Source organism: Nostoc sp. (assembly GCF_036917315.1).
GTDB lineage: Bacteria > Cyanobacteriota > Cyanobacteriia > Cyanobacteriales > Nostocaceae > Nostoc.
Map to the genome: position 1 here is coordinate 265,683 of NZ_JBALDR010000051.1, position 22,423 is coordinate 288,105.

Annotated in this window: 21 protein-coding genes and 1 pseudogene; 11 read left to right on the plus strand and 11 right to left on the minus strand. The window is 42.0% G+C overall.

All coding sequences use genetic code 11. The features are described 5' to 3' along the window. Positions 1 to 191: 191 nt before the first annotated feature. The 9 genes and pseudogenes from V7K84_RS25220 to V7K84_RS25255 form a co-directional block, all read right to left on the minus strand. Positions 192 to 1,826, minus strand: coding sequence for a mucoidy inhibitor MuiA family protein (locus tag V7K84_RS25220; RefSeq protein WP_334842082.1), 1,635 nt, complete (start codon positions 1,824 to 1,826; stop codon positions 192 to 194). A 121-nt stretch (positions 1,827 to 1,947) separates the two neighbouring features. After that, positions 1,948 to 2,889 (minus strand): LysR family transcriptional regulator, encoded by a 942-nt coding sequence (locus V7K84_RS25225; RefSeq protein WP_334842084.1) that lies wholly within the window; start codon positions 2,887 to 2,889, stop codon positions 1,948 to 1,950. A 246-nt stretch (positions 2,890 to 3,135) separates the two neighbouring features. Beyond that, positions 3,136 to 3,924, minus strand: a complete 789-nt coding sequence (locus V7K84_RS25230) for a BMC domain-containing protein (RefSeq protein ID WP_289798916.1) — start codon at positions 3,922 to 3,924, stop codon at positions 3,136 to 3,138. Positions 3,925 to 3,981: 57 nt separating this feature from the next. Then, positions 3,982 to 4,755, minus strand: a complete 774-nt coding sequence (locus tag V7K84_RS25235; RefSeq protein ID WP_334842087.1) for a transferase — start codon at positions 4,753 to 4,755, stop codon at positions 3,982 to 3,984. Positions 4,756 to 4,917: 162 nt separating this feature from the next. Further along, the gene (locus tag V7K84_RS34340) at positions 4,918 to 5,175 is read right to left on the minus strand and encodes a ribulose bisphosphate carboxylase small subunit (RefSeq protein ID WP_442940991.1); all 258 of its coding nucleotides are present in this window, start codon (positions 5,173 to 5,175) and stop codon (positions 4,918 to 4,920) included. A gap of 93 nt (positions 5,176 to 5,268) precedes the next feature. Then, a pseudogene (locus V7K84_RS25240) lies at positions 5,269 to 6,924 on the minus strand (ribulose bisphosphate carboxylase small subunit); the annotation flags it as partial. Positions 6,925 to 7,012: 88 nt separating this feature from the next. After that, positions 7,013 to 7,315, minus strand: coding sequence for a EutN/CcmL family microcompartment protein (locus V7K84_RS25245; RefSeq protein WP_094327600.1), 303 nt, complete (start codon positions 7,313 to 7,315; stop codon positions 7,013 to 7,015). 6 nt (positions 7,316 to 7,321) lie between these two features. Beyond that, on the minus strand, positions 7,322 to 7,666 hold the full coding sequence (locus tag V7K84_RS25250) for a carbon dioxide-concentrating mechanism protein CcmK (RefSeq protein ID WP_010995041.1): 345 nt from the start codon (positions 7,664 to 7,666) through the stop codon (positions 7,322 to 7,324). A 93-nt stretch (positions 7,667 to 7,759) separates the two neighbouring features. Next, on the minus strand, positions 7,760 to 8,068 hold the full coding sequence (locus V7K84_RS25255; RefSeq protein WP_012410633.1) for a carbon dioxide-concentrating mechanism protein CcmK: 309 nt from the start codon (positions 8,066 to 8,068) through the stop codon (positions 7,760 to 7,762). Positions 8,069 to 8,725: 657 nt separating this feature from the next. On the opposite strand from V7K84_RS25255, the gene V7K84_RS25260 reads away from it, so the two are divergent. From V7K84_RS25260 to V7K84_RS25275, 4 genes are all read left to right on the plus strand, one after another. Continuing rightward, a complete protein-coding gene (locus V7K84_RS25260) occupies positions 8,726 to 10,582 on the plus strand; it encodes an NAD(P)H-quinone oxidoreductase subunit F (protein WP_334842091.1) in 1,857 nt (618 codons plus the stop codon). A gap of 117 nt (positions 10,583 to 10,699) precedes the next feature. After that, positions 10,700 to 12,205: an NADH-quinone oxidoreductase subunit M gene (locus tag V7K84_RS25265; RefSeq protein WP_334842092.1), complete on the plus strand. Its 1,506-nt coding sequence runs from the start codon at positions 10,700 to 10,702 to the stop codon at positions 12,203 to 12,205. Positions 12,206 to 12,318: 113 nt separating this feature from the next. Then, a complete protein-coding gene (locus tag V7K84_RS25270) occupies positions 12,319 to 13,449 on the plus strand; it encodes a CO2 hydration protein (protein ID WP_334842095.1) in 1,131 nt (376 codons plus the stop codon). Then, the gene (locus V7K84_RS25275) at positions 13,446 to 14,276 is read left to right on the plus strand and encodes a class I SAM-dependent methyltransferase (RefSeq protein ID WP_334842097.1); all 831 of its coding nucleotides are present in this window, start codon (positions 13,446 to 13,448) and stop codon (positions 14,274 to 14,276) included. The genes V7K84_RS25270 and V7K84_RS25275 overlap by 4 nt, the downstream gene beginning before the upstream one ends. 40 nt (positions 14,277 to 14,316) lie before the next feature. Here V7K84_RS25275 and V7K84_RS25280 read toward each other — a convergent pair whose 3' ends face one another. Beyond that, on the minus strand, positions 14,317 to 14,787 hold the full coding sequence (locus V7K84_RS25280; protein ID WP_334842098.1) for a GNAT family N-acetyltransferase: 471 nt from the start codon (positions 14,785 to 14,787) through the stop codon (positions 14,317 to 14,319). A gap of 630 nt (positions 14,788 to 15,417) precedes the next feature. Here V7K84_RS25280 and V7K84_RS25285 point away from each other — a divergent pair. The 7 genes from V7K84_RS25285 (at position 15,418) to V7K84_RS25315 (ending at position 21,449) form a co-directional block, all read left to right on the plus strand. Further along, the gene (locus V7K84_RS25285) at positions 15,418 to 15,924 is read left to right on the plus strand and encodes a hypothetical protein (protein WP_334842100.1); all 507 of its coding nucleotides are present in this window, start codon (positions 15,418 to 15,420) and stop codon (positions 15,922 to 15,924) included. Between the two features lie 228 nt (positions 15,925 to 16,152). Next, positions 16,153 to 16,476 (plus strand): DUF6464 family protein, encoded by a 324-nt coding sequence (locus V7K84_RS25290; RefSeq protein ID WP_334842101.1) that lies wholly within the window; start codon positions 16,153 to 16,155, stop codon positions 16,474 to 16,476. Between the two features lie 261 nt (positions 16,477 to 16,737). Further along, entirely contained in the window at positions 16,738 to 18,009 is a 1,272-nt protein-coding gene (locus tag V7K84_RS25295) for an ABC transporter substrate-binding protein (protein ID WP_334842102.1), read from the plus strand. Between the two features lie 7 nt (positions 18,010 to 18,016). Continuing rightward, the gene (locus V7K84_RS25300) at positions 18,017 to 18,967 is read left to right on the plus strand and encodes a branched-chain amino acid ABC transporter permease (RefSeq protein WP_334842104.1); all 951 of its coding nucleotides are present in this window, start codon (positions 18,017 to 18,019) and stop codon (positions 18,965 to 18,967) included. A gap of 14 nt (positions 18,968 to 18,981) precedes the next feature. After that, a complete protein-coding gene (locus V7K84_RS25305) occupies positions 18,982 to 19,584 on the plus strand; it encodes a Uma2 family endonuclease (protein WP_334842105.1) in 603 nt (200 codons plus the stop codon). Between the two features lie 53 nt (positions 19,585 to 19,637). Beyond that, complete coding sequence (locus V7K84_RS25310) at positions 19,638 to 20,603, plus strand: branched-chain amino acid ABC transporter permease (protein ID WP_334842108.1); 966 nt, start codon at positions 19,638 to 19,640, stop codon at positions 20,601 to 20,603. Between the two features lie 54 nt (positions 20,604 to 20,657). Next, positions 20,658 to 21,449, plus strand: a complete 792-nt coding sequence (locus V7K84_RS25315; RefSeq protein WP_334842110.1) for an ABC transporter ATP-binding protein — start codon at positions 20,658 to 20,660, stop codon at positions 21,447 to 21,449. A gap of 2 nt (positions 21,450 to 21,451) precedes the next feature. Here the strand turns inward: V7K84_RS25315 and V7K84_RS25320 are convergent, their stop codons facing one another. Further along, entirely contained in the window at positions 21,452 to 22,291 is an 840-nt protein-coding gene (locus tag V7K84_RS25320) for an Rpn family recombination-promoting nuclease/putative transposase (RefSeq protein WP_334842113.1), read from the minus strand. Between the last annotated feature and the right edge of the window lie 132 nt (positions 22,292 to 22,423).

Sequence of the window (22,423 nt, forward strand, 5' to 3'; positions counted from 1 at the left end):
TTAACTTGATTGCAATAAAAAACCCCCAGTAAATTGGGGGCATAAATTGTACTTGTGTGAAAAAGTCGGGCTAGACGTTTCTGAGGCTGCTAACCTTCCTTCGACTTGGCTGTGTCGGTGGCTCCAAATCAAGAGCTATCAAATCCTATAGCTGATTTGCTCTTTCTGCCTCCTTCAATTTTTAAAATTCCCTAAATATCTAACCCAACTACCATGAAGTCAGGCGGGTGTTCAACATTAAACTGGTAATATATCTCTCGTCGCTCTTGGGCTGGAAGAGTTAACAGCCATTCTAAAATCCCCATTTCACCGAGTTGAATTTGTGGGTTGGTGCGACTGAGGCGTACTTTAATTTGCTCGTTGCGGCTAACTGGCAATTGTTCAGTTAATTTTAGATTTACTTCTTTCTCTAGTAAGTTAGTAACAATCAACCGATAACTATAAGTAATCCGGCGCTGGTTGCTAATTAATCTTTTATCTACCAGGCGCTCAACTAAGTCGCGCTCAATTTTTAAACCTTCGTCAATTCCTAAGTTCAGTTTAAACTCTTGCCCTGGTGCAATATTTTCTAACTGAGTTGTCCCAATAAAAACGTTGTCGCGGAAAATATTCGCTTTGCCTGGTAACAAAGTCGCACCGTTGGGACTATTTTTCACATTCGCTTGTAGATAAGCAAAGCTTACCAAGCGCGGCATTGCTACATAATCGAAGCTACAAGGATAATCATCGTTGAAAATTGTAGTTTTATGGGGTGCGCCATCACTGGGAATATTACCACCACCATTCAGTTTAAAGGTAACTACACTTCCTTCTTTAGATACTTCTGCTGTAACGGTTTCTGCTAGGATAAGACTATCATCGGCAACTTCTTCTTGTTCTTGCCAATCAGCTCTGGCAGCAGAAGCAGGCGGCTCTGGTATGCTAGGCAGTAGTGGTGGCTGGGCAGTAGCTAGTCGAGATCGTCGCACTCTTTGAGGAAGTGGGCTATCAATATACCAGGGTTCAAGTTTAGGTGGAAGTGTACCTAATCCCGGTTTGGCGGTAGAAAGAGTAAGATTTGCACCAATCCAATCTTCGCCAGTGCTTTGAGTGATTTCTGCAAGGTAACTCAGATGTACAATATCGCTGGTAGTGCTAAACCGTAAGTCATAAAGCGGATTCCAACTAGCGCGATTTACTATGTAGGATACCTCTAATTCAAATTCGCCTTCACCCGCAACTTCAACGGCTACAACTAAGCTAAAACTCTCTTTAGGATGGGGTGTTTGGATTATTTGCAATGAAGTCTGGAGTGCTTGCAGTTGTTTATCTAATTCCTGCTGTTGAGTTTTGCACTCTCCAGATGCGATCGCATATTCACTATACTGGCTTCCAAGAAAGTTCAAAAAATCCAAAGTTTCGCTGAGGCTGAGATTTTTCCGAGACAAACTCTGTGAAAAGGGTTCTTCTGTTTTTTCGCGTAAGCCGGCGATAAAACTAGATTGCAATGCTAAAGCATCTACCTGGGCTTGCAGGTGGCGTTTTTCTGCTTCTAATTGCTGAATTTGCCTTGTCAAATGTGCTACTCGTTCCGCTACAGGTTCAGTAGTGTAGATGCGATCGCTACTAACTCCCATCAAGCGTACCCCTACTGTACCTGTACCGCTAACCCTGATAGACTCAGTTTCTAGAGTCATTGGCACTGGGGTAATTACTAATTCCTGTTCAATTCCTGTTAAATCAACTACACCTCGACGTGTAACCAATGCTCTGTCAGCATACACGGTAACAGCTACAATCTCGCTTTGTACTGTTTTGCGCCAAGATGGTATTTCCGGGTTAACCACTGCCAGTTTTCCCCCATTTTTAATGATTCTGCTGGTTAATTGTCAATGTTTACCGGTCTAACAGTCAACCCCTTTAGAGAATTCGTAATTCATAATTACGAACTACGAATTACGAATTCTCTCATCCATGAATTTCTTCAAACGCGCTATAAGCGATATCAGCTTTTTGCTCAACAAAATTCTTTGCCGCAGCTAGTAGATACTCATAATAGGCACGAGCGACGATAGATAGCTGCTTGCCAGATGGGTAAACCATGTACCAATGCCGCTGAATGGGAAAGTGTTGTACATCTAAAATGCTGAACTCTGAAGCGTCTGATAGTAAGGTATGACGGGATAAAACAGAAATTCCTAAACCACCTGCGATCGCTTGTTTAATTGCTTCGTTACTTCCCAATTCTAGCTTGACTTTTACTACTACCCCTTCTTCTTCAAATAGCTTTTGGACGGCGCGACGAGTTCCTGAACCTGGTTCCCGCATAATAAAAGGTTCGTTAGACAGGCGTTGTATAGGAATATTTTTTTCTTTGGATAAAGGATGATTAGTCGGTGCAAAGACTATCAAAGGATTTTCTAGAAATGGTTCACAAGTCACATCGATATTGTCTGGAATTTGACTCATAATATATAAGTCATCCAAATTTTGACTCATCCGTTCTAAAATTTGTTCGTGATTTGTGACTTGTAGCGAGATATCAATCCCTGGATAAAGTTCGCAAAATGGCCCTAACAAACGTGGGATAAAATATTTTGCTGTTGTAATCACTGCCAAACGTAATTGTCCCTGCTTTAGCCCTTTTAAATCTGCCACCTTCATTTCATACTGGGCTATATTGTGAAAAATCTGCCGACAAGTAGCAAATAATTCCCGTCCTGCTTCCGTCAGATACAATCGCTTCCCCACTTGCTCAAATAATGGCAAACCTACCGATTTTGTTAGTTGCTTGATCTGCATAGAAACGGTAGGTTGGGTGAGAAACAATTCCTCAGCAGCACGAGTAAAGCTACTGTGCCGTGCCGCCGCCTCGAACACCTTTAACTGGTGCAGCGTCGCTTGGTTCAAGGGTGATTCTCCTATATATAGCGATTAATAGATATAAAACTAGTATTGCTGAACACTGGCAAATGATATAGTGATGCTCACAGAAAGTTACGAGTTTTATCATAGATAAAACTCTATCATTTATATTAAAATAAAGGTATTTTATTTATGGATTGAAAAAGCTATTATTCAGAATAGCTTAAGCGTAAGATGCCTTCCATCTAAACGATGAATGCTGAATGATGATTTTCAAAAATTCATCTATCATCATTCATCATTCCATAATTCTTCTTGAACTTTTGTAGGTAACTTGGTTAAGTCTGGTAATCTTAGTACCTCGATTTCTGCAACTTGTTCTTTAATATTCACTGGCAAGTTTAACGGTTCGCGTTCTTCTATCCAGCAGCTTGCCAATGGCAAAGTTAACTCCATTTCATCCAGCGGTCGAGGAATTACCATCACTGCATTCAATTCCCCAATTCGTTCTGCTTCAAACATTCCCGCTTCTACTGCTACCGCCACATTTGCTACAGAACCCCGAATAATTGCTGTACACAAACCCCCACCAATTTTTTCATAAGCTGCTAAATGAACATCAGCAGCTTTGAGCATCGCATCACACGCTCCGACCATCGCGGGAAATCCTCGCGTTTCTACCAAACCAATAGCTTGGTTACTTAGACGGCTGGAATTGCCCTCTTGCATTAATTTAGTGAAACGAGTTGTAATGGGAAGCACTATATCTAGGTTGGGATAAGGTCGGGGAATCACTAAGCTAGAAACCAACTGACCAAACTGTTCAGCCGTTTGCACGCCAGATTCTACCGCCAGACGCACGTCAGCAATTCCACCACGGACGATCGCAGTACAATAACCACCACCAATTTTTTCATACCCAACCAGGTGAACTCCCGCTGATTTCAGCATCATATCGGCCGTCCCAACGATCGCCGGAAAGCTACGGGTAGAAACTAAACCCAAAGCAGTATCTTGAAAGGTTTCTTGACTACTCGCTCCCTGGATGGTGCGAATAGACCGTTGATTATATGTTTCCATGATGAATTCTCCAAAATACGGAAAAAGGCGACACCTTACAATTAACACTTACTCTGACTAATCGTCAGGGTTTGGGTCATTCAAGGATTGTCTGTGAGGAAACAGTGTAGTCAACAGTCTGCTTATGCTCCCTTGTCCATAAATTTGAGTCCCAAAACCGTTAGGGGGTTCTGTGGCGGACTGACTGGGGTCTAAGTTATGTTCTGTAGACGGTTCGGCGGCTGATTCCAAAGTGGAGTCAGGATCATTGGCCGGTTCCTCCACAGGAGGAGACTGACTTTCGGAAGTGGCGGGAGATTTAAAGTAAGAAATCGACTTGTTTTGTTTGAAATCTACAAAAGCCGAAGCTGAGAAGTTAGTTGAGGAAACTACCTTTTCCTTAACTCCACCTGAGCTATTTTCCTCTTCCTTCGCTGGTGTATTTGTAGTAGAAGTTGGGTTATTTGTAGATGCTTCTAGCTGCTTTGTTGGCTCAATCTGCCGACTGGTGTCTCCTAAAATTGAACCAGGCGGTACTACTTGTTCGGGTTCAACCGAATAGTTAAAAACTGTAGTAGCCGAACCAATACAAGCATTTGCGCCAATTTTGCCTTTGCCAATCATCAAAAAACCGGCTCCCAGGTTTGCACCTGCTTCTACTTCTAGAGTGCCTTCATGGACTTGGAGAATTGCTCCCATACCAATACAGACCCCTGGCCCAATGACGATCTTGCTGTTTACAGCCGCTTGGAGGATTACCCCAGGTGCAAGTACCGCGCTTGGATGAATAGTCACCTCACCACTAATATAAGTATCAAAGTTATTGCTGAGGCGCAGTAGCGGCACAGACATGGAAATTTTAACCTCGGCAGCCGGAAAAAGATAGAGAGTTAGAAGTTAAAAGTTAGGAGTTAGTTAAAAGTGGGGAGTTATAAATTTTAAGTTTGGAGTTATAAATTAACAATCTTTTTTAACTCCTAACTCCTAACTCCCAACTCCTAACTTTCTAACTCCTTAAGGTCGTTGAATAATCGTTTCTAATACGCGACGCTTGGCTTTGGGGTCAACACCAATTAAGCGCACATATTCCCCTTGGTATTCGCCGAGTTGTCTTTCTACAGCGGCGATCGCTTCTCTTTCTGAGGAGGCTTGAATTTGACCAGTACTAGTCCAGGAACCTGTACGGAACCGTCGTTGATCTACGTGTTCAATGCTAATTTTTGAGCCGCTAGCCAATAAATGCCGGAGTTGGTCTACTACTTCACTACTCAAGCGGGTGGCTGTTGCTGTTGCTGTTGCTGTTGCAGAGGGCGCACTACTAGTAGTAAATGATTTCTGACCACCAGAGGAGGCTACTTGACCATTTGGACGTTGGATAATGGTTTCTAATACCCGCCGTTTGGCTTTCGGGTCAATACCAATTAAGCGTACATATTCCCCTTCGTATTCGCCGAGGTGTGCTTCTATGGCTGCGATCGCTTCTCTTTCTGAGGAGGCTTGAATTTGACCGGTACTAGTCCAGGAACCCGTACGGAAGCGGCGCTCATCTACATGTTCAAGGCTAATTTTTGAGCCACCACCCAATAAATGCCGGAGTTGGTCTACTACTTCAGAACTCAAACGATTACTGTTAGCTGTTCCCGTACCAGAGGGTGCTGCACTAGTAGTAAATGATTTCTGACCACCAGAGGAAGCTACTTGACCATTTGGACGTTGGATAATGGTCTCTAGTACGCGCCGTTTGGCTTTGGTGTCAATACCGATTAAACGTACATACTCGCCTTGATGGCTTGCTATACATTCTTCCAAAGCGGAGATGACTTGATTTGTGGAAGTTGCATCAATTGGCGTGCAACTAGTCCAGGAACCAGTGCGGAAACGACGCTCATCTACGTGTTCCATGCCAATTTTGTAACCACCTGCCAAGAGTTGGCGGATTTGCTCTAGTGTTTCGCCACTGACTTTGCCACTACTAGAACCATTGCCGTTACTGTTACCATTACTACTGCTGTAACTGCTATTGCTACGACCAGTCGGCGCTTTAAAGCTGGTTGCTGGTTTTGCATCATCATCGGGACGTTGGATGATGGCTTCTAGCACGCGTCGTCTATCTTTGTCAATGCCAAACAGTCGGACATACTCGCCGCTATGGTCATTTACACAGCTTTCTAATGCTGCGATCGCTTCACCGAGCGATCTCGGTTCGATTGGTTGGCAACTAGTCCAAGAACCCGTGCGGAAACGTCTTTGGTCTACATGTTCCGTACCAATTTTATACCCTTGCCCCAATAGATACCGCAACTGATCTATTGTTTCTGCACCCAAGCTATTGCTCGACACTTCACTACTCCTTTCCAACTCTAAAACAGTAATACCATTACCTGTATAAGATTTAGCGTTCTCATCCCGGATGGGTGCTATACATTTGCTATCCGCAGCACAGAGATAACCCGCTCGTAATGCCTGATTAATCCCAACCACATGATGAGCAAATTCTTTATCCTGATCTTGCACATCTGGCAAGCGATCGGCTTGCTGCTGGCTGGTAATTATCGCTCCCGAAGGTACATACTTACCAGGGGGAACCTCTACGTCTTGAATCAAAGCGTGCATCATCACGATGCAACCTGCACCCACCCTGGCATTAAACACCGTAGAGCGAAAGCCAATGAAGGAATTATCACCTACATAAGCTGGCCCGTGAATTAGAGCCATGTGGGTAATGCAAGCGTTTTTACCAATCCATACTGAGTATTTATTTTGGTCATCGCCAATTACTCGGCCTTGCTCCAACCCATGAATGACAACACCATCTTGAATATTAGTGTTTTCACCCAGATAAAAAGGTGTGCCTTCATCCGCTCTAATCGTAGTCCCCGGAGCAACGATTACATTTGCACCTATTCTTACATCCCCAATTATATTGGAGAATGAATGTACAAAGGCAGTTTCATGGATTTTGGGTTCAGCTAAATTCCTTGACCACGGGGTTGGGGGTGCCGCCGTGCTGCGGACTGCCATCGCGAGATTCCTCCTGTATTGTCTGCCATTAGTCATTTGCCCTTTGTCATTTGTTGAGAACTAATGACTAATGACTAATGACCAATGACTATCGATATTGATCTTTTTTGCTGTAAATGAGGCGATCTTCAACGTAAATAGTATCTATGATCGCCACCACTGCTGCATCCAATGGACGCTGTTCATTGCCAACAACTTGACGAGCGGCACTACCACGAGTGATGAGTACCCACTCATCTACTCCTGCTCCCACAATATCTGCTGCTACTTCATACTCTGGTAGGATATTGCCGTTTTCATCTACTAATTGTAACAACAGTAGTTTCACACCTCTAAGAGTTGGATCTTTTTGGGTGCTAACTACTGTGCCGCGAACTTTGGCAATTTGCATTACAAATTACGGTCTTCTACCAAAAGGACGAATTGCATTCACATTTTCCCGGAACTGCTCTACGTCTTCGGTATAACGAATTGGTAGGACGTATTCTAAGTTTTCGTGAGGACGAGCAATGATGTGAGTGGATAACACTTGTCCGCCGTTGACCCGCTTTACAGATTCAACTCCTGCGGCCACAGAAGCTTGCACTTCCGAAACGTCACCTCGAACAATTACCGTTACCCGACCACTACCGATTTTTTCATAACCTACTAAAGTGACGCGAGCCGCTTTCACCATTGCGTCAGCAGCTTCCACCACTGCTGGAAAGCCTAGCGTTTCAACCATTCCCACTGCAATTGACATTAGTTTTAATCCCTATTTCAAAGTTTTTAGCCTTGGACAAAAGTGATGCTCTTTTCAGACAAAGAGCTTTAATTACTTTGTTTAAACAGCTTTTTAAGTACGGAATTGTTCCACCGCTTCTGTGTAACGTATCGGCAAGACGTATTCCAGGTTTTCGTGAGGACGAGCAATGATGTGAGTGGATAACACTTCACCACCAAAGACTCTTTTTGCCGCTTCAACCCCAGCTGCTACAGAAGCTTGCACTTCCGATACATCTCCCCGAACTATCACGGTGACGCGAGCGCTACCAATTTTTTCATACCCTACTAAGGTGACACGGGCGGCTTTCACCATCGCATCAGCAGCTTCCACCACTGCTGGAAAGCCCTTCGTTTCAATCATTCCAACTGCAATTGGCATCGCAGAACTCCTACAAAATTAATGCAATCTGTACTGTCGTTTGAATTTTTTGACGGGGAGAGCCTGATCTTATAGCTAAGAAAACACTTCCAAATTAAGCATAGGAAAGCTTGGCGTTCCTGGCAATATAAATTACTATAATAGTTTATGATAAGAAAGTTTTAAAAAACTTAACAAAAAGTTATCTAGGCATCTGAGCAATTAAAGTTTACAGATTCCTTGAGCAGGCACTTATGCTTTATAATTTCTTTATCACATTTACAAAACGACATTCATAACCAAGGCTAATCCTATCTGATGAGAGGTAAGCAGCGGCTGTATGTTTTGCTGTATCTATCTTTCCTCAAATATTTCTAAGTGTACAATGACTAGGTGAAACATATATAATTTTTTCAAATATATCGTATAAATTACTTTGGTTAAAGTAGAAATACAAATGTAAAAAGGTCGGTGATATTAAGGCAAGTAAATGCTTTTGCTTATGTAAAGTTATATTTTACTTATATTTAATAGGGTAGCGTTAAGTAAAAGTACTTCTAGAAGTTTAGTTAAAATAATAGTAAAGAAACATCGATATTTTGGTAAATTAATTTTATTAAATAAATAATTCGTTGGAATTTTTTTAAAATCAAGGCTGAGTCATCAAGGAAAATTTAAATGGATCAATTTCTATTTTCAACAAGTTGGTTTGTGCCTTTGTATAGCTTATTAGGTGCAATTTTGACCTTGCCGTGGGGAATAGGAATAATTCAGCGAACAGGGCCAAGACCTGCGGCATACATCAACTTGTTGACGACCGTTTTAGCTTTTGTCCATAGCCTGTTTGTATTTAAAAACATCTGGGATAGAGATCCAGAACACTTACTAATCAATTGGTTCAAAGCAGCAGATTTAGATTTATCTTTTTCCTTAGAACTATCGCCAGTCAGCATTGGGGCAACAGTTTTAATTACAGGGTTAAGCTTACTGGCACAAGTTTACGCTCTGGGTTACATGGAAAAGGACTGGTCGTTAGCGCGTTTTTTTGCGCTGCTGGGATTCTTTGAAGCAGCGCTGAGTGGTCTAGCGATTAGTGATTCTTTGTTTCTTAGCTATGCCCTTTTGGAACTACTGACGCTTTCTACTTACTTGCTGGTGGGTTTCTGGTACGCTCAACCACTAGTAGTGACGGCGGCGCGGGATGCGTTTTGGACTAAACGGGTAGGAGATTTGTTGTTGCTGATGGCTGTAGTGACGCTTTCTACCTTAGCCGGGAGTTTGAACTTTTCGGATTTATATGAGTGGGCGCAAACAGCTAATTTAAGTCCAATGACATCGACGCTGCTAGGGTTGGCACTAATTGCTGGGCCTGCTGGTAAATGTGCCCAATTTCCACTACACCTGTGGTTAGATGAGGCAATGGAAGGGCCCAACCCCGCCTCGGTAATGCGGAATTCTCTGGTAGTAGCGGGTGGTGCTTATTTACTGTATAGATTTCAACCATTATTAGCGCTGTCGCCAGTTGCCTTGAATGCTTTGGTAGTCATGGGTACAGTAACGGCGATTGGGGCCACATTAGTATCCATAGCTCAAATTGACATTAAGCGATCGCTATCTCATTCCACCAGTGCATACATGGGGTTAGTGTTTTTAGCAGTGGGGTTACAGCAAGGGGGCGTAGCCTTGATGTTGCTATTAGCTCATGCGATCGCTAAAGCATTATTATTCATGAGTTCTGGTTCAGTCATCTTGACTACCCAAAGCCAAGACTTAACAGAAATGGGCGGTTTGTGGTCGCGGATGCCAGCCACCACCACAGCCTTTGTCGTCGGTTCAGCCGGGATGGTAACACTGCTCCCCTTGGGAAGTTTCTGGGCAATGTTAGCATGGGCTGACGGTTTTGTGAGTATTAGCCCTTGGGTGATTGGGGTTCTAATATTAGTCAATGGTTTGACAGCATTCAATTTGACGAGAGTATTTAGATTAGTCTTCTGGGGTAAACCGCAACAAAAGACCCGTCGCACCCCAGAAGTTGGTTGGCAGATGGCCTTACCAATGGTGTTTCTGACAGTGCTGACTCTGCTTCTACCTCTGATGCTACAGCAATGGTACTTACTACCAGATTGGGAAAGTATTAATTGGTATGTGGTGTTAGCCTTGTTTAGTTCTACCGTAGCAGGGGTAGGTTTAGGGTGTACAGTTTATCTGCACAAAGCTTGGTCAAGATCCAGAATCTTGGCGTGGAGATTTCTACAAGACCTGTTAGGTTATGATTTTTATATTGACCGAGTTTATTTTGTAACCGTGGTAAGTGTAGTAGGACTGCTATCTAAAATTTCTGCTTGGAGCGATCGCTACTTGGTTGACGGTTTTGTAAACTTGGTTGGGTTTGCGACAATTTTCGGCGGACAAACCTTAAAGTACAGCATTTCTGGGCAATCTCAGGGCTATATGTTGACCATCCTAGCAGTTGTCAGCGTCCTGGGTTTTTTCATCAGTTGGTCATTGGGTTTACTAGATAAATTGCCTTTTTAAGAGTGCTGAGTGCTGAGTTAAGGAGTTAAAAATTTATTATTTTCTCCCTGCTCCCCGGTCACTGAGCGTAGCCGAAGTGCTGCTCCCCTGCTCCCCTGCTCCCATTACCTAAAGTCTATGCTTAGTGTTTTAATTCTAGTGCCGTTAATCGGCGCAGCTTTAATTGGTTTCTCCCCCTCAAGCATTAGTGGAAAATTCGCCCGTGGGGTGGCTTTAGTTTTTGCCATTATCGCTTTCTTGTGGACAATCGTATTAGTAAGTCAATTCCATCCAGGAGAAATTACTCAACAGTTTGCTGAGTCTGTCCCTTGGGTAGATGCTTTAGGGTTAAACTATAACCTTGGGATAGATGGTTTATCTTTGCCATTGCTGGTTTTAAATGGATTGTTAACTGCCATTGCCATCTACAGCAGCGATGAATCGCTACAGCGCCCTAAATTTTATTACTCTTTAATCCTATTATTGAGCGCTGGGGTGACAGGAGCCTTTCTAGCACAGGATTTACTGTTATTTTTCCTGTTTTACGAATTGGAACTAATTCCACTGTATTTGTTGATCGCCATTTGGGGTGGCGCCAAACGGGGTTATGCTGCGACTAAATTTCTCATTTATACAGCCGTTTCGGGAATCCTGCTTTTAGCAAGTTTCCTCGGTATGGTTTGGCTGAGTGGTTCCTCTAACTTTGCACTAGCAACCTTGAACGCGACAACTTTACCTCTAGGAACACAGCTTTTATTGCTAGCGGGTATTTTGATCGGTTTTGGAATTAAAATTCCCTTGGTTCCCTTCCATACTTGGTTGCCAGATGCTCACGTTGAAGCTTCTACACCGATTTCCGTACTATTGGCTGGGGTGCTGTTGAAGTTGGGAACCTACGGCTTACTGCGCTTTGGCATGAACTTGTTACCAGAAGCTTGGGCTTATGTGGCTCCTTGGTTGGCGACTTGGGCAGTAGTGAGTGTACTGTATGGTTCATCTTGTGCGATCGCCCAAAGCGATATGAAAAAAATGGTAGCATACAGCTCCATTGGACACATGGGTTACGTGCTTTTAGCGGCGGCGGCGGCCACACCTTTAAGTGTATTGGGTGCTGTGATGCAAATGATTAGCCACGGCTTGATTTCGGCAATGCTGTTTTTGCTGGTAGGGGTTGTGTATCAAAAAGCTGGAAGCCGTGATTTAGAAATCATCCAAGGATTACTGAACCCAGAACGGGGTATGCCAGTAATTGGTAGCTTGATGATTGTCGGAGTTATGGCCAGCGCTGGTATACCAGGAATGCTAGGGTTTATTTCCGAATTCGTAGTTTATCGGGGAAGTTTTCCAGTTTTTCCAGTGCAAACCCTGTTATGTATGCTTGGTACTGGTTTAACAGCAGTTTACTTCTTAATTCTTGTCAACCGCGCCTTTTTTGGACGTTTATCTGCATCAGTTACCAACTTACCACGTGTGTATTGGAGCGATCGCATCCCAGCTGCAATTTTAGCTGTGCTGATTGTGATTTTTGGCATTCAACCTGGTTGGTTAGTGCGTTGGACTGAACCAACAATTACAGCAATGGTAAATACCCAAAACGTAGTATTAGCAGTGTCTTTAGATAAAGCAATGGGGAATGGGGAGTAGGGAATGGGGAATTGGGAATGGGGAATGGGGAAAAGTTTTCCCAATGCCCAATGCCCAATGCCCAATGCCCAATGCCCAATGCCCCAATCCCTAAACTTTTTGGAGAGATGGCAATGGTAACTATTAAAAAAAAAGCTACTCACAATCCCTTAGCTGAGTATATTGAACGCCTACAAAAAGGAGATGCATTACTCCCCGATAGTCCAGAGAATGTTTTAGAAGTTGTTGGTATTCTTAAAAGCTATGGGGTAGTTTTAGATGCTTACTCAAAAAATCTTAACTATATTGCCGAGCATCAGTTTTTAGTATTTTTCCCATTTTTTAAATACTTTAATGGAGAGGTTTCTTTTCAGAAATTACTCCGTCACTGGTGGCATGACCGAATTAATTTTGAATATGCCGAATATTGCATGAAAGGCATGATGTGGCACGGTGGCGGCGGACTAGATACGTATTTAGATACACAAGAATTTCAAGAAAGAGCGCAAGCCGTTATTAACGCAAAATTTAAAAATAATCCTTTTATTCTGGGTATTAACCAACTGTTTCCAGATTTTTTAACAGAACAGTTGCGTGTCTCTGCTTATTACACTGGTTTAGGTCAATTCTGGCGAGTCATGGCTGATATGTTCCTCAATTTATCAGACCGCTATGACCGAGGCGAAATTAAATCGATTCCCCAAGTTGTAGAACACATTAAAGCCGGGTTAGTGGCAAATGCATCAAACCCAATTACTTACGCTGTCAAAATTCGAGGTAAGGTCTATGAAATCATTCCCAAAAGCGTTGGTTTGACTTTCTTAGCAGATACAGCAATACCTTATGTAGAAGCAGTATTCTTCCGAGGAACTCCTTTCCACGGTACTGTTTCATACAATGCCCAAGGATATCAAATTCCCCCAGATCAAACCCGATTTCAATATGGTGCATTGTATGCCGATCCTTTGCCCATCGGCGGCGCGGGTATTCCTCCTACCTTGTTGATGCAAGATATGCGTCATTATCTTCCAGAATATTTGCACGAAATTTATCGTCGCAGTCTTCGGGGTGAAGATGATTTGCGAGTTCAAATTTGTATGAGTTTCCAAAAATCAATGTTTTGCGTGACGACAGCAACGATTTTGGGACTGATGCCTCATCCTTTAGATAGTAAAGATCCAAATGAGCAAAAAGGTAATCGAGTTTATTTAGAGAAGTGGATGAGTCGGTTACAAACTTCGCGGTTGTTGGATGTGAATAAATGACAGATGATTCCACCATTACTCACGAGGCATTCAAGCAATTCGAGCGCGACAAATTTTCTCTTGTAGCTCAAGAATACGATCGCGCGATCGCTGTTGTGACTTCTCAGGTAGATGAAGCCATATTGGATGCCGTCGAAGCTAAGTCTGGTATTCGATTGCTGGATGTGGCTTGCGGAACTGGGTGGCTTAGTGCCGCAGCACTAAAGCGGCAGGCTATAGTCACAGGATTAGACTTTGCAGAGAAGATGGTGGCCATTGCCAGAGAGCGATGTCCTCAAGGGTCATTCCATCAAGGGGATGCTGAGAACCTAACTTTCGAGTCGGGCCAGTTTGAGGCGGTGGTTTGTAGCTTGGGTATCCTCCATTTCCCAAACCCAGAAAAAGCGATCGCTGAATCCTTTCGCGTACTCAAACCGGGAGGGCGCTATGCTTTTACCTGTTGGACACCACCAACGCGTAATCCGTTTATGGCTCTGATACTGGGTTCGGTGCAGACTTATGGCAGTATGGATGTGGATTTACCTTCTGGGCCACCCCTGTTTCGCTTTGGCGACCCCACTGAATGCGAAATGGTTTTAAGCGCCGAGGGATTCACTCAGGTGTCTGTCACAGAACTGCCCATCAAGTGGACTTTCTCTACACCTGAAGATGTGATGCCAAAGATTGTTGTAAGTTCGGCACGTCTGGGGTCGATGTTGGCAATGCAAACCGATGAGCAACGGCGCAATATTGAAAACGCAATTATCGAGGGAGCCTCAAAGTATGTCACAGAAAATGGTGTGGAAATTCCCGCTTCTGTGGTGCTGGCTGTAGCTTACAAACCATAAGCTAGAACAACTTTTTTGAAATTGCTGTAAGCCGATGAATTTAGCAATTTTTTAAGTGCTTTTCCATGACAAAATTTATCAGTTTTTGCCCTCTACGCTCTACTTCTTGCTTTTTAATAACAATAAATCCCTGACTCTCAAAAAAAGGTTTAGCTGTAATACTGGCTTCTGTAAATAGCTTTTCCACCCCTAAAGAGTTTGCTTTTAATTGAATCTGTTCTAAGATTTTCTTCCCAACACCTTTCCTTTGAAAATCTTTATGACAATAGAAACGGTCAATATGACCATTAGCCTCTAATTCTCCAAAACCAATAATTTGGTCTTGTTCTTCTGCTACATAGGTAAACTTACTTCCTAAACTTTTAATCCAAACTTCAATATCCATGTTTGCTGGTGCCCAAGCAGCTACTTGTTCTTGTGTGTAATCATGAATATTCACTTCATGAATAGTGTCGTAGAACAATTTCATAATTTCTTTAGTATCAGCTATTTCGTATATTCTTATTTTCATAAAGTAATTAATGATCGCTAACTCTAATTAACAATATTATCAGTGTTGATGAGTCTGGATATTTCCACAGTGAAGCTCAGTTGGCTGCATTATTCTCGCTTCATCATAATAGACTTCTGGCATGAATAAATCCCTCTCCCAAGCTTACACGGTGTATACACAAGTCTGAAATACCTGATGAATCTGGGTTTTACCCCACCCTAACCCTCCCCTTTATAAGGGGAGGGAACTGGATTTCCGGTTTCCCCCCTTTATAAGGCAGGGCTGATTCATTCCATTTCAAAGAGGATTTGTCAAGATGGTTAGCAAGAAAATTGTAAGTAAGCGTGACGAAGAGATGAACATTTAAGCACTGAAATATCAGTAAAATAGTTGGTTTCATCGGCACGCGAGTAACAAAATAACTAATTTTTAATCGCGAGAACCCTTGATTTTTCAGGCTCTTTGGGGAATGAATCAGCCCTGCTTTATAAGGGGGGATTAAGGGGGGTAATTCGAGTTGTGTATACACCGTAGAGCTTGTGAGAGGGACTTTAAAATTCGCTGATGTTCAAGGGAAATTATCTTAGTACAAAAGTACTATTTACTGCTAAAATGCCTTACAAGTCAGCTAGCCTTGTTTGAGGTGGTATGAAAAAAATCCAAGACACGGACAAAAAGCCCATTTTGCTGAAAGTTTCGTTGTTGCAGCCTAAATCTGTAACTACTGCTATAGTGCCACTCCGGCCCCAAAAGGAAAAAATCATCAGCGAAGAAGAGCGTTTGATTACACAAGTTGAACGTATCAATCGGATGGCAGGAGAGTTAGAAGCAGCGATATTCGAGTTGAAAGCGATCGCTAACACTCTGAATACTCAAAAAAGCTACCCAGTTCTCAATCAGGAGCCATGCAAAAATATTTGTCAGTATTTTACAGTTAGCGTTCCTTGGGTGAAACGAAAGCCTGACAACTCATTTATTCTGACGACGCGAAAAGTTGATTTATTCCGAGCCGAAAGGGAAGCCACACAGTTAGCACACCAACTTCGTCAGCAAACCAAAAAAAGATTAGCACCACAGCCACAGACAAAAAACAAGAATGGGGCTGAGGCTGACACAAAATGCTTGTTCAAAAAGGTATTAGTCAACAAATCTTAAAATTATCAACATTCAACGGCATCTCACCCTTGAGGTTGTAACAGTTATGCTGATTGAAGTGGCAGAAGGAACTTATTCCTCAAAATTGTTAGATACCACACTGCCATTATTTCTTTGCAACCATAGTTGGTGACAAAGAAACAAAGTCGCCCTAATATTTGCACTTCCGTAAAACCAGAGTGTAACATCAGGGACGATCGATCAGCGCACAGAAGAGGTAAAAAAAAGGTGTTAAAGACACTTTTAGTGATTGCCGTTGGTTTTTTACCGTCCCTGTTTTCCCTGTGGATGATCCGTAGAACCCAGCGATCGCGCTTGCGGATGAGGCAAGCAGCCATGAATTTTCCAGTGGTACAGGGAAGGCACAACGCCAGACCTGTGGAAGGCGATCGCTATTATTTAGAAGGCGTGGGTTATTTAATTGGCGATATCAGCTGCAAATTTAATGCTCGGTCTGGCTACATCCGCTGTGCTATCAATCCTGAAGGCCCGTGTAATGGTTGCCGTCACTACGAACCTAGAGAATTAACTGGTAATGAAAAAAGCACTTAAAATTATCTGGTTAACACAGACGCTCTGACCTGTATAGTTTTCTAGCAACTTTATAGCACTATAACCGGGGAATGATAAAATCATTACTAATTATAATAATTTGTATTTACAAGCACTTTGAATATTTCTCTTTGCATGTTGAAATAAGAATGATTTAATAGAATTCGTGCAAAAGTGTAAATCTGCATTATTTTGTTTGCAGATTATGAACTTTGCTATTAACTCTTGCCGAATATCTCATAACTAGATGACTATCCAACGATGAACAACGCGATCGCTCGGACAACAGCATTATTATCAACTTGCGCTTTGCTACTAACCGGCTGTGGTGGCACTACCACAGTGACAAATTCTCCCACTAATAGTCCAAATAGTATTCCAAATAGTACCCCAAATAACACTGCAACCAATACCCCAGCAACAACAGGTACATTATCAAGTGCTATTCCCATCGGTATTGGTGTTGCCCAAACTAGCAATGTGGCATTACTGGGTCAAGAGCAAGTCGCTGGAGCCAAACTTGCCCAGAAGTATTTCAATAGTAAAGGTGGTGTTAATGGCACACCAATTAAATTAGTTTTTCAAGATACTAGCGGTGATGAAGCAGGAGCAATTAACGCTTTTCAAACTCTAATTAATAAAGATAAAGTTATTGGAATTGTCGGGCCAACTTTGTCACAGCAAGCCTTTAGTGCCGATCCGATTGGCGAACGGGCAAAAGTACCAATTATTGGCCCATCAAATACTGCTAAAAATATTCCTGAAATTGGTGATTACGTTGCTCGTGTTTCTGCACCAGTTTCCATCGTTGCGCCTAATTCGGTGAAAGCGGCACTTAAGCAAAATCCTCAACTGAAAAAAGTTGCAGTTTTCTATGCCCAAAATGATGCATTTAGCAAGTCAGAATCGGAAATTTTTCAGCAAACAGTTAAGGATCAAGGGCTGGAATTGGTAACAGTGCAAAAATTCCAAACCAGCGATACAGATTTTCAAAGTCAAGCGACCAATGCGATTAATCTCAAACCAGATTTGGTAATTATTTCTGGCTTGGCTGCTGATGGTGGTAATTTAGTTAGGCAATTGCGTGAACTGGGTTACAAAGGTTTAATTGTCGGTGGAAATGGTCTAAATACATCGAATTTATTGTCAGTTTGTAAAGCACTTTGTGACGGCGTATTGATTGCTCAAGCCTACAGTCCAGAACATCCAGGTGAAATTAACGCAGCATTTCGTAAAGCCTATATTGAAGAATATAAAAAAGAACCACCCCAATTTAGCGCCCAAGCTTTTGCAGCAGTGCAGGTTTATGTCGAAGCACTCCAATCTTTAGATAAAAAGAGCAAAATCAACAAACTACAGCTACCAGAATTACGGACGCAGTTAAACAAACAAATACTTGAAGGAGCATACAATACACCATTAGGTGAAATTGGTTTTACTCCCACAGGTGAAGTTGTGCAAAAAGATTTCTATGTTGCTCAAATCAAAATGGAAAAAGACGGGAGTCAAGGTAAATTCACATTTCTAAAATAGTTGCGACATGAATATCAATATCTTTTTGCAGCAATTATTAAATGGGTTATCCATTGGCAGCGTCTATGCAATTTTTGCCTTGGGATATACCTTGGTTTATTCTATTTTGGGCATTATTAATTTAGCTCATGGGGCGATTTTTACCTTGGGTGCATATTTTACTTATGCACTTATGGGTGGGAATTTTGGATTTAATGGCTTGTTAGCTAATGCAGCCTTGCCGATAAAATTACCATTTGCTATAGCCTTGATTTTAGGAAGTGCCTTAGCGGGATTGGTAGGGGTAATGATGGAACGCGTCGCTTTTCAACCTTTGCGCCGTCAAAACTCCGATCCTTTGCTAACTGTTGTTTCCAGCTTGGGGGTAGCAGTGGTAATTGTGAATTTAATCCAGTATTTAATAGGTGCGGAAAGTTATACATACCCTGCAAATACTTACGGTAGTTTGCCACCTGCAATTAACTTTGGGAGTCCAGAAAACCCAATTCCGATTCGCAGTGTTCAGGTGGTAATTTTTACTGTGTCAGTTGTAATTGTGGCAATTCTTACCTATTTTATCAATCGAACTAAATATGGTAAGGCAATGCAAGCGATCGCAGAAGATCCAACTACAGCTAGTTTGTTAGGAATTAATAGCGATCGCTTTATCATTCTAACATTCTTCATCAGCAGTTTTTTAGCAGGATTAGCAGGAACTTTAGTTGCTTCTAGTGTTAGTATTGCAGGGCCATATTTCGGCATTGCCTTTGGTTTGCGGGGTTTAGCGGTAATTGTCTTAGGTGGTTTAGGTAGTATTCCCGGTGCAGTGTTGGGAGGTTTATTAATTGGATTAGTAGAGGCATTTGTCCCTGCTGATTATTCTGGATATAAAGATGCAGTAGCGTTTGCAATTTTGTTTATCATGCTATTAGTTAGACCTCAAGGTTTGCTAGGACGGCGGTTTATTCAGAAAGTTTAAAGAGACGTAGCGCTATGAAAACATATACCAAACAAAAGTTAAGTTTTGACCAATTTTTAGAACATTGTCCAGAGTCAGGTTTATATGAACTTGTGGATGGAGAAATTGTAGAAGTGCGTGCAACCAGAAATCATGATGATGTCGCTGAGTTTATATTATTTAGTTTTAATGATGAAATTAAGCAACTAAATCTGAATTACGTAGTAAAAAATACAGCAGTCTTTAAAACTATAACTACCAATGGCATAGAGCAAGGGCGCAAGCCTGATGTAAGTGTCATAGATAAAGAGAAATGGCGCTCAAATTGTTCTGCTTATGCTGCACTTGAAGAACCTATCCAATTAGCTGTAGAGGTGACATCAACTAATTGGGAAGATGACTACATTGATAAATTAGATGAATATCAACGCTTAGGTATTACAGAATATTGGATTGTGGATTATTTAGCAATTGGGCTAAGAGAGTATTTGGGAAACCCAAAAGTTCCGGCTGTGTTTGTTTTTCTATTAGATGCTGAGGGTAAATACCAATGCACACATTTTAGAGGTTCAGAACGAATTGGATCGAGAACTTTTCCTGAACTGACGCTGACAGCAGAGCAAATATTAACAGCTTAATAGTTGATAAAAGCGATAGTTTGATTAAGTTTAATCAAAATATATTAAATAAAATGGCTGATTTTTTCGCTACTTACGCTTCTTTAATTGTCTCTATGGTATTAGGGGCGCTATTAGGATTATCGCTTTACTTACCGCTAATGACAGGACAATTGTCTTTAGCTAGTCCAGGATTTTATGCTTTAGGTGGATATATTGCAGCAATTTTATCCACAAAAGTTTTTACATCTAGCAGTAGTTTATTTCCAATTCCCTTGTTGTTATTGGAGATGTTAATTGCTGGTGTAATTTCTGGCTTATTGGGTATCTTAGTGGGAATTCCAGCATTGAGATTGCGAGGAATTTATTTAGCGATCGCAACTATCGCTTTTGTAGAAGTTCTGCGCGTCATTTCCCTCAATTTAGATATTACAGGCGGTGCAGTTGGAATTTTTGGTATTCCTCAACCTTTCCAAACACAACTTGAATATTTATGGATTGCGTTGCCATTACTATTAATTAGTATGGTGCTACTTTATCGTTTAGAACGTATCCGTGTGGGAAGGGCTTTTATCGCTATCCGCGAAGATGAATTAGCTGCGGGTGCAATGGGAATCGATCCGACTTATTACAAAGTTTTAGCGTTTACATTAGGGGCTATGCTAGCTGGGGTTGTAGGTGCAATTAGCGCTCACTTCCTCAATACCTGGAATGCTCGTCAAGGTACTTTTGATAGCAGTATTATATATTTAACTTTTGTTTTAATTGGTGGTTCGAGAAGTTTTTTAGGGCCAGTAGTCGGAGGTATGGTATTTACTGCTTTACCAGAGATTCTGCGAAGCCTAGCTGATACTGGTGGTTTACCTAGTTGGTTAGCGCAGTTTTTGCGAGATGGGAGATTAATTATTTTTGGCTTACTAATAGTAATAGGTACAATCTTTTTTCCCCAAGGGCTAATTACTCCAGATGTTTTTCAAAGGAAAAAACGAACAGCCTTCGCGAAGCGTCTCGAAGAGAAGCACGCAAAGGGCGCGAAGTAAGAAAAGTTGTAGAGAGTTATTGCATGGGTCATATATTCATAATAATATGCACAAATGTCACATAGTATTTCAAAAGCTAACAGCAATATTGTCTTAGAAGCAAGAGCATTAACTCGCCGCTTTGGTGGTTTAGTGGCGGTCAATAATGTATCTTTTAGTGTAAATCAACATGAGATTTTTGGATTAATTGGCCCTAATGGTGCTGGCAAAACAACACTGTTTAATTTAATTACTGCCTTCATTCCACCTTCTAGCGGTAACTTAATTTATCAAGGTGCAGAAGTTTCTCAACTGCGTCCCCATCAAATTGCTGCTTTAGGTATCGCCCGTACCTTTCAAAATATCCGCTTGTTTGGGGAATTATCGGCTTTAGAAAATGTGATAATCGCCCGACATTTACACACTAAAAGTAATATGATTACAGGTGTTTTGGGATTACCACCAGCACCTCGTGAAGAATTAAAAACTAAGCAAAAAGCTTTAGATTTATTAGATTTGGTGGGATTGAGCGATCGCGCTGACGAAAAAGCCAAAAATTTTGCCTACGGCGATCAGCGACGGCTAGAAATTGCCCGCGCTTTGGCATTACAACCTCAAATTTTACTCCTCGATGAACCGGCGGCGGGAATGAACCCAAATGAAAAGCAGCAATTGAGTGAATTTATTCGCAGCCTCCGCAATGACTTCAATTTGACGATCGTCCTTATAGAACACCATGTACCATTGGTTATGGGTTTGTGCGATCGCATTGCTGTATTAGATTTTGGTCAATTAATTGCTTTGGGTGAACCATCTATAGTCAGAAACGATCCGGCTGTCATTGAAGCTTACTTGGGAAATGAATGAATTTACGTAGACAAAACTACCAAAAATTCGTCTAAAGAACTCACAGCGATCGCGCTATCCATTAAAGTTTCTAATTGCTCCACATTCCTACCCTCAAGCCTTATTTCTGCCTCATGGGGAATTTCACCAAAGCGTTGTTCCAATACCCGGATTAGCTGCCGTAGCGCACCCTGCTGAATACCTCTTTGCTCAATTTCTTGATACCAAGGCGATTCTCGCAATACTGCCATATCCCACCTCATGATTTGTTGCACTAAAGGCGTGTCTAAAACAAAGCTAGCAAAAAATGCCAGCAATGATTCTAATTGGTTCAACTGTTCATCGTCTCGTAGCGCCTGTAATGCGCGTTGCACAACTGATACCTCTCCCCCTCCTCGCAGAATTGGCACAAAGGGTAACAACGATGGTAGTGGTTGCTCAAACACTATTTCAACATCGATTTCCCACAAATTGATCGTGCGATAATCTTGGATAGCACGTAATCCCAAAAATTCCTGCTCGTAACTACTGACAATAGTTAAGCTGGATGAAGGCGGTAAAATGTTGATCAGTACTGGGTAAGTTGGCAATCGGTAGCGTTCTTGTGCCAAGGCTGCATAGGTTCTCATCCGTAGAGGCATCTGTGTTGTGTAACGCAGTTGTAGTTCATTGAGTACGAGAAAATCTCCGTGAGTAGCACTGTATGCTTTCACTAACACATCTGTTTCGCGGCTAATCCAGTGAAACTCAGAGCCGAGAATTTCTTTCGCCACGACTTCAGGACGTTGTGTCACCCACTTTACCCATGCATCGGGAGCTAAATTAATTAGTCCTTTGCTACCAATATCTGCTACTTTTGCCACTGGACGCTTGAATATCTTTATCAGTAATTAATGGTACATCATAAAGATTGCGGTATTATGGCGTTGGTTTGAAGTTGAAGCAATGTCTACGCACTGTTTTAAGAAATGTATGATTGATGTATCTTAGATTTT

Bases quoted from the DNA above. Each gene is read 5' to 3' on its own strand.
- V7K84_RS25230 (WP_289798916.1), bottom strand. From the start codon at position 3,924: ATGGAAACATATAATCAACGGTCTATTCGCACCATCCAGGGAGCGAGT.
- V7K84_RS25235 (WP_334842087.1), bottom strand. From the start codon at position 4,755: ATGTCTGTGCCGCTACTGCGCCTCAGCAATAACTTTGATACTTATATT.
- V7K84_RS25245 (WP_094327600.1), bottom strand. From the start codon at position 7,315: ATGCAAATTGCCAAAGTTCGCGGCACAGTAGTTAGCACCCAAAAAGAT.
- V7K84_RS25250 (WP_010995041.1), bottom strand. From the start codon at position 7,666: ATGTCAATTGCAGTGGGAATGGTTGAAACGCTAGGCTTTCCAGCAGTG.
- V7K84_RS25255 (WP_012410633.1), bottom strand. From the start codon at position 8,068: ATGCCAATTGCAGTTGGAATGATTGAAACGAAGGGCTTTCCAGCAGTG.
- V7K84_RS25260 (WP_334842091.1), top strand. From the start codon at position 8,726: ATGGATCAATTTCTATTTTCAACAAGTTGGTTTGTGCCTTTGTATAGC.
- V7K84_RS25265 (WP_334842092.1), top strand. From the start codon at position 10,700: ATGCTTAGTGTTTTAATTCTAGTGCCGTTAATCGGCGCAGCTTTAATT.
- V7K84_RS25270 (WP_334842095.1), top strand. From the start codon at position 12,319: ATGGTAACTATTAAAAAAAAAGCTACTCACAATCCCTTAGCTGAGTAT.
- V7K84_RS25275 (WP_334842097.1), top strand. From the start codon at position 13,446: ATGACAGATGATTCCACCATTACTCACGAGGCATTCAAGCAATTCGAG.
- V7K84_RS25280 (WP_334842098.1), bottom strand. From the start codon at position 14,787: ATGAAAATAAGAATATACGAAATAGCTGATACTAAAGAAATTATGAAA.
- V7K84_RS25285 (WP_334842100.1), top strand. From the start codon at position 15,418: ATGAAAAAAATCCAAGACACGGACAAAAAGCCCATTTTGCTGAAAGTT.
- V7K84_RS25295 (WP_334842102.1), top strand. From the start codon at position 16,738: ATGAACAACGCGATCGCTCGGACAACAGCATTATTATCAACTTGCGCT.
- V7K84_RS25300 (WP_334842104.1), top strand. From the start codon at position 18,017: ATGAATATCAATATCTTTTTGCAGCAATTATTAAATGGGTTATCCATT.
- V7K84_RS25305 (WP_334842105.1), top strand. From the start codon at position 18,982: ATGAAAACATATACCAAACAAAAGTTAAGTTTTGACCAATTTTTAGAA.
- V7K84_RS25310 (WP_334842108.1), top strand. From the start codon at position 19,638: ATGGCTGATTTTTTCGCTACTTACGCTTCTTTAATTGTCTCTATGGTA.
- V7K84_RS25315 (WP_334842110.1), top strand. From the start codon at position 20,658: ATGTCACATAGTATTTCAAAAGCTAACAGCAATATTGTCTTAGAAGCA.